Below are 5,745 nucleotides of genomic sequence, written 5' to 3'. Positions count from 1 at the left end.
TTCGCTGCGCTTCACTCGAAGCTTTTTGGGTATTTACACTCCCAAAAATCATCTCGTTTCGCTGCGCTTCACTCGAAGCTTTTTGGGTATTTACACTCCCAAAAATATTTCGCACCCACGCCGCAACTTCATGCGATGTCGGGCCGCGCGGCTTGTCAAGATTGACGAGCCCATTAATCACATACTCTTTGATTTTACGATTCTGGGGCGCACATCCGTATTTTTCGTCTGTTTCGGATTCCTGCTTCAAAAGAAGTGTTTGCGTCGGCATAATTATATCTTCACGCCTGCCTTAAATTTTTTATCAAGCTTCGCAGCTTCAACTGCTGAAAGAACGTCTTCGTCTTTTGCGCCGGCGGCTATTTCGACCTTATCAGCTGTTGCTTCCAGATGTTTGATATTTGTTTTCTGGCTTGCAACGCCGGACAAAGCTTTAGGCCCGGTAATCTCGACAAAACTCGTGTCAATGACTTTCGTAATCACGCAATATTTTCCTGCATCTTTGCCCGCTGTTTTTACACAGACGCGGCCTGTTTCTATAGCTGGCATATTTTTCACCATTTATTTAATCTATAATTTAATCTATAATAATATTGACGGCTCTCCGTTTATGTATGCTTCGGCAGTACGTTCTTTTAAGCTATTGTTTTTAAAATCGCTTTTTAACTGCTGCATAATCACACATGTAGCATACACACAAGAATCATCACAACCATGACATACTGATTTAAGCGCACCATATATTTGCTCATCATTCATAGCACTTAATTGAAGTTTAAGCGATTCTCCAAGAAGAGGGTTATTTTCAATAGTTGTAACAGTCTTCTTTTTTCCAATCCATGCATGACCGCGCGTTTCAGTACCTCTCAAAAATTCCGGAAAATATAAATTCTTCATAAAATACCCAACCTATGAAAACAGATAGTATTTTACTTTGCCCTTATAGACGCCTTTAGTTTCTCCTTTACGCAGTTTCCGCAAAGCACGCCGCCGTACATTCTCTCGGGCCTCTTTTCGGTCTTTGAAAGTTTTCGCATCTCATAAGATCTTTTGCTTGGAACTCCGGAAAGCTCTGTTTTGCATACTGCGCAGTGCGCCGCATTTACCTTTTTGCGCTTTATGTGCAATCGTGAAACGCCTGAAGGAACGCGAATTTTCTTCCATATTGCCGATTTTGTATTGTTTCTTGGGGATGTCATAGTATCACATCGAATTACGTCTTAAATAAGATGTTCTGGAATAATCTTTAAAATATATTCTTTTGGAAGATATTTTTTGACAATATCTGCAAAATTTTTGTCACCAAAGCTATTGAACCCATCAAATAATAATTCATTGCTTGCCATATTTACGTGCCCAAGAGCCCCTTTGCCATCAAATATTTCGTAGGTTTTATTTCCAGTTTCTCTGAAGCCATATCCTTTCTTCATTAATTCAAAAGTAAGCACCATTATTTCAATGCTACTTAATTGTACCATTTTTTAATCCACTCCTAAAATCTTCCTGAATAGCATTGTGGAAGGTATTGAAATTATGATGTATAATCCGAGCCATCCGACATTGTCGCCGATTCCCGGGAAACGAAACGGCAGTTTGAAGCGCGCATTTTCAAGCGTCAGCATGCCGTAAACAGGGACATTGCGCAGCTTTTCGAAATATCCGCGCGCATCGGACTGGTATGACGTGTTCCACGTCTTGCCTGCAAACTCGAATTTGTTGCCGATATCATATATCTTGCTGTCTGTGTTGCCGGAAAATCTAAATGTGCTGTTTGTGGCGCTTATATTTTCACTCAATGCGCCGTAAACAAGTATGCCTTTTCCGTCAACGATTTTTGCGCTTACATCACCATAATTCGCGTACATCCACGGGATTACGATGAAAAACAAAAGCATTGAAACTATAATCGGCTTTAAGGTGAGCTTCATCATTTCGTTCTGGAGCTTCATACTGTTTGAAAACAAGCTTTTTATTTCTTTGTCATTGTGCTCTTTCTGGGCTTTTTTCATTTTTTCCTGTGATTCCTTGATTTCTGCCTTTATCCGCTTCATTTTTTGCTGGTCTACAAAGACTAAATAAAGGGCTGAAAATGTGAATGAAATCATGAGGGAGACAATAGATATCGCAAACATAGGACCTTGTGCCATAAAGGGTGCGAAAATGATGTTGAAAAACTCTGTTAGCGCCATATCATCACATAAATATGCCTAACATTTGGCGCTAATCTATAAAAAGGCGTTATCAGGCTACCAAATCTATATATGTATTGCCGGAGATATACGGAATATGGGCAGAATAACGAACACACTCATACTGGCTTCAATAGCTGCCAGCATATATTCATGGTTCTACGGAGCGGATCTTGCATTCAGCTATTCCGCGCTTCTTTCAAAAAATTACCTTCTTTTGATAACTGCAATTTTTGCTCATGCAAGCATCACCCATCTTGCGGGAAATATGCTGTTTCTCTACATTTTTGGCGGATTTGCGGAGCGCGATTTAGGCGCGCAAAAGCTCTTATTTGCGTTTTTTGCAGGAGGCATTCTGTCTTTTCTCTTAAGCATTCCGGTTTATCCCGGCGCGGGAATGCTCGGGGCATCAGCTGCGATTTTCACGCTTGCTGCGCTTGCAATGCTTACAAAGCCGATGCGTTTTTCATTGCTGCTATTAGCTCCTGTCGGCGTCTCTGCGCTCATGTATTTTATCTATAACGTTGTTGCAATCTCACAGGGCGTTGTGAGCAATACTGCCTTTGTTTCGCACATCATCGGGTTTTTTATCGGAATTGCGCTTGGCAAATTCTGGATTCCTGATTGGAAAAGAAGCCTTGCAGTTGCGGTAGTCGCGCTGGTAAGTTACGTTATGCTGATAAATGCGATTTTGTACTATCTGAAGGGATATATTTTTGCCTTTGGTTTCTGATGATGTTGGTACGCGGAATGCGCGCGAAAAGTACGCTTTTTATCCCCTAATGGCACAACGTAGCACCCCCGTAGGTGCAATGAAATACCAAATTGTGGGTGATACAACCGTAATTCAAATCGATAAATTTCCTGCTGGAACGAACGTTTATAATTTGTCAGTCTCAAGCTTTTCTTCAAAAAAGGGTAGAGCAGAAGAAATCTTGAAAATAGTTCAGGGCAAACTAAATATGGAAGAGATTGATAAAAAGACGCAAGAAGCCATAATTCTGGCAGAAAGGTATTTCGTTTAATGAGCCCCCACCGTTGACTTCTTCGTCGCTTCGCTCCTCGTCCTTACTTCGTTCGGAGAATATAACATGCAGTTTTATGGCTCGCTGCGGCTCGCCCAAATTCTGCTAACGCAGAACTTCATAAACCCGCCGAGTTAAATCCAATCAATGGCGGTTTTTCCTTTCATAAACCTTTAAATCTCTTGAATTTCTAAGTAATGATATGCTTGACATAAAATTGTTCCGCGAGACGCCGCATGTTATCATAAGCGACCTGAAAAAAAGAGGCGCAAAAGAAATGATTCCTCTTGTTGATGAAGTCATCACGCAGGACAAAGTCTGGCGCACGCTTTCAAAAGAAGCAGACGATGCAAAATGCGAGCGAAACAAGCTTGCGGAGGAAGTCGCTAAATTGAAAAAGGAAAAAAAGGACGCCAATGTAATCATCGAAAAAATGAAAAAGCTCTCGGACAAAATCAGGGAATTTGATTCCGAAATCGCAAAAGAGGAAGAAGGGATTCGCACGGCTCTGATGAAATTTCCGAACATTCTTCACGAAACGGTTCCTGCCGGTAAAGACGATACCGAAAATGTCGAAATAAAGAAATGGGGCACAATCCCGAAATTCGATTTTCCGCTGAAAAGCCATGTTGACATAATTGAAAAACTCGACATTGCGGATTTGGAGCGCGCGGCAAATGTTTCCGGCTCTCGCTTTTATTACCTCAAAAACGAGCTTGTGCTCATTGATTATGCATTGATTAGATTCGCACTCGAAATACTCGCAAAAAAAGGCTTTACACTTGTAGAGCCGCCGTACATGATTCAGAGAAAGCCGTATGAATGCGTAACCGATATGTCCGACTTTGAGAAAGTGATGTATAAAATCGAAGGCGAAGACCTTTACTTAATTGCGACTTCAGAGCATGCGATCGGCCCTATGCACATGAACGAGATTCTTGATGCAAAAGACCTTCCGCTGAAATATGCGGGCGTAAGCCCCTGTTTCAGGAAGGAAGCGGGTTCGCACGGAAAAGACACAAAAGGAATTTTCCGTGTGCACCAGTTCAACAAGGTCGAGATGTTCGTATTTTCCGAGCCGAAAGATTCGTGGAAAATCCATGACGAGTTGCTGAAAATTGCAGAAGAGATATTTCAGCAGCTAAAAATTCCGTATCATGTGGTCAATATATGCGTCGGCGACATGGGCGTTGTCGCCTCGAAAAAATACGACATAGAGGCGTGGATGCCGTCGCAGAACGCATACCGCGAAGTTGTTTCATGTTCCAACTGCACTGATTTCCAGTCAAGGCGGCTTGCTGTGCGCTTTCGAAAATCAACATCAGACAAACCAGAACTTGTGCATACTTTGAATTCTACTGCGATCGCCACTTCAAGGGCGATGGTCGCAATAATCGAGAATTACCAGCAGAAAGACGGGACAATTAAAGTGCCGGATGTTCTTGTGCCGTACATGGGCGGGATAACAATCATTGCCGGCAAAATGGGAAATAATGCGAAATGAATATTATTTCATATTGCAAAAGCAAATCCTCTAAATCAACATAAGTGTAGAATATAATCCGAAGCTAAAGGAACATCCTATGCTTGAATGACGGCTGAAAAATATATAATTTATCATTTGCCTTATTTTTTCTTTATCCCCTGCCGTATTTCTCCAATTTTAGCAGAAAATCCTTAAAAATCACTCTTTCTAACATTTATATACCCATTCGTCACATAATAATAGTGTAGCGTTACTCTTTGATAGTGGTTCACCGTATACGAATAGTAACACTTTCAATGGTTTGGCCTGCTTCAGCGCAAAACAAACCTTGAAATGGCTTGAAACTCGACGAGAGTTTCATGATGTTTGTGAGGGGATTGGTGGTATGAAAGGAGTTGAAAACGGAATCAGTCTTGTAGGTAGATACATTGAAGAAGCCGCAGGCAGCCTCTCTAAAACAGTTGATAATTCTCTCAATAAAGTGTACATAGGTATCGCAAACTCGTACTTCGGCGATACATCTGATTTGAATAAAGTTCTTGCCGCAATTACGTCAGACTCAAGGAAACACGATGCTCTTTTCAGAAACTTTATTGCCGATGAGAACGCTCAACAATATCCTACGGGAAAAAAGCCTGAAACAGAAATCGGCGTATTGCCTCTTTTGGCAGTATTTGGAATATTGGCTGCGGGAGTGGGCGGTGCCGTGTACTCGAAAGATATCACGGGTTCACTAGATAATACAATAGAATATATCAAGCTTCAGGCATTCGGAGAGCCTGTTGTAACCGTGACAGGAGATTCCAGTGCGCTTGGGCTTGCAAATCTTTCGCCGGACCCGTGCGAAGATACATTATCAGATGCTTGCATAAAAGCGGTGAGGATTGGTAATAATCCATACCTAGTGTATGACGGCATTTATATATATTCTCAAAAAGGCGATGAGAAATACCTGAACTATGTTGCTGCAACGCTTGAATTCGCAAAAGAGTTCAGCCCGGTTGATTATCAGTTCATAAAACAATGGAGCAAATGGATTGAAATT

Annotated in this window: 10 protein-coding genes; 4 read left to right on the top strand and 6 right to left on the bottom strand. The window is 41.6% G+C overall.

Annotation, left to right across the window (positions count from 1 at the left end):
- The 6 genes from KKB09_07035 to KKB09_07010 form a co-directional block, all read right to left on the bottom strand.
- Positions 1 to 271: hypothetical protein (locus KKB09_07035; protein ID MBU4300940.1), on the bottom strand; the 271-nt coding region annotated here is incomplete at its 3' end.
- Between the two features lie 2 nt (positions 272 to 273).
- Positions 274 to 549 (bottom strand): 50S ribosomal protein L14e, encoded by a 276-nt coding sequence (locus KKB09_07030; GenBank protein MBU4300939.1) that lies wholly within the window; start codon positions 547 to 549, stop codon positions 274 to 276.
- 33 nt (positions 550 to 582) lie between these two features.
- Positions 583 to 897: a hypothetical protein gene (locus KKB09_07025; protein MBU4300938.1), complete on the bottom strand. Its 315-nt coding sequence runs from the start codon at positions 895 to 897 to the stop codon at positions 583 to 585.
- A gap of 32 nt (positions 898 to 929) precedes the next feature.
- Positions 930 to 1,199 (bottom strand): 50S ribosomal protein L34e, encoded by a 270-nt coding sequence (rpl34e, locus tag KKB09_07020; GenBank protein ID MBU4300937.1) that lies wholly within the window; start codon positions 1,197 to 1,199, stop codon positions 930 to 932.
- Between the two features lie 21 nt (positions 1,200 to 1,220).
- A complete protein-coding gene (locus KKB09_07015; protein MBU4300936.1) occupies positions 1,221 to 1,478 on the bottom strand; it encodes a hypothetical protein in 258 nt (85 codons plus the stop codon).
- 3 nt (positions 1,479 to 1,481) lie between these two features.
- Positions 1,482 to 2,189, bottom strand: coding sequence for a DUF106 domain-containing protein (locus KKB09_07010; protein MBU4300935.1), 708 nt, complete (start codon positions 2,187 to 2,189; stop codon positions 1,482 to 1,484).
- Between the two features lie 97 nt (positions 2,190 to 2,286).
- On the opposite strand from KKB09_07010, the gene KKB09_07005 reads away from it, so the two are divergent.
- The 4 genes from KKB09_07005 to KKB09_06990 form a co-directional block, all read left to right on the top strand.
- Complete coding sequence (locus KKB09_07005; protein MBU4300934.1) at positions 2,287 to 2,922, top strand: rhomboid family intramembrane serine protease; 636 nt, start codon at positions 2,287 to 2,289, stop codon at positions 2,920 to 2,922.
- A gap of 79 nt (positions 2,923 to 3,001) precedes the next feature.
- The gene (locus KKB09_07000) at positions 3,002 to 3,214 is read left to right on the top strand and encodes a hypothetical protein (protein ID MBU4300933.1); all 213 of its coding nucleotides are present in this window, start codon (positions 3,002 to 3,004) and stop codon (positions 3,212 to 3,214) included.
- 202 nt (positions 3,215 to 3,416) lie between these two features.
- Positions 3,417 to 4,718, top strand: coding sequence for a serine--tRNA ligase (gene serS / locus KKB09_06995; protein ID MBU4300932.1), 1,302 nt, complete (start codon positions 3,417 to 3,419; stop codon positions 4,716 to 4,718).
- 367 nt (positions 4,719 to 5,085) lie between these two features.
- The coding region (locus tag KKB09_06990) for a hypothetical protein (GenBank protein MBU4300931.1) at positions 5,086 to 5,745 on the top strand (660 nt) is incomplete at its 3' end.

This window comes from Nanoarchaeota archaeon (assembly GCA_018897155.1).
Taxonomy (GTDB): domain Archaea; phylum EX4484-52; class EX4484-52; order EX4484-52; family LFW-46; genus LFW-46.
The sequence above is the reverse complement of the archived record's forward strand: the minus strand, read 5'-3'. Positions and strand labels throughout refer to the sequence as shown.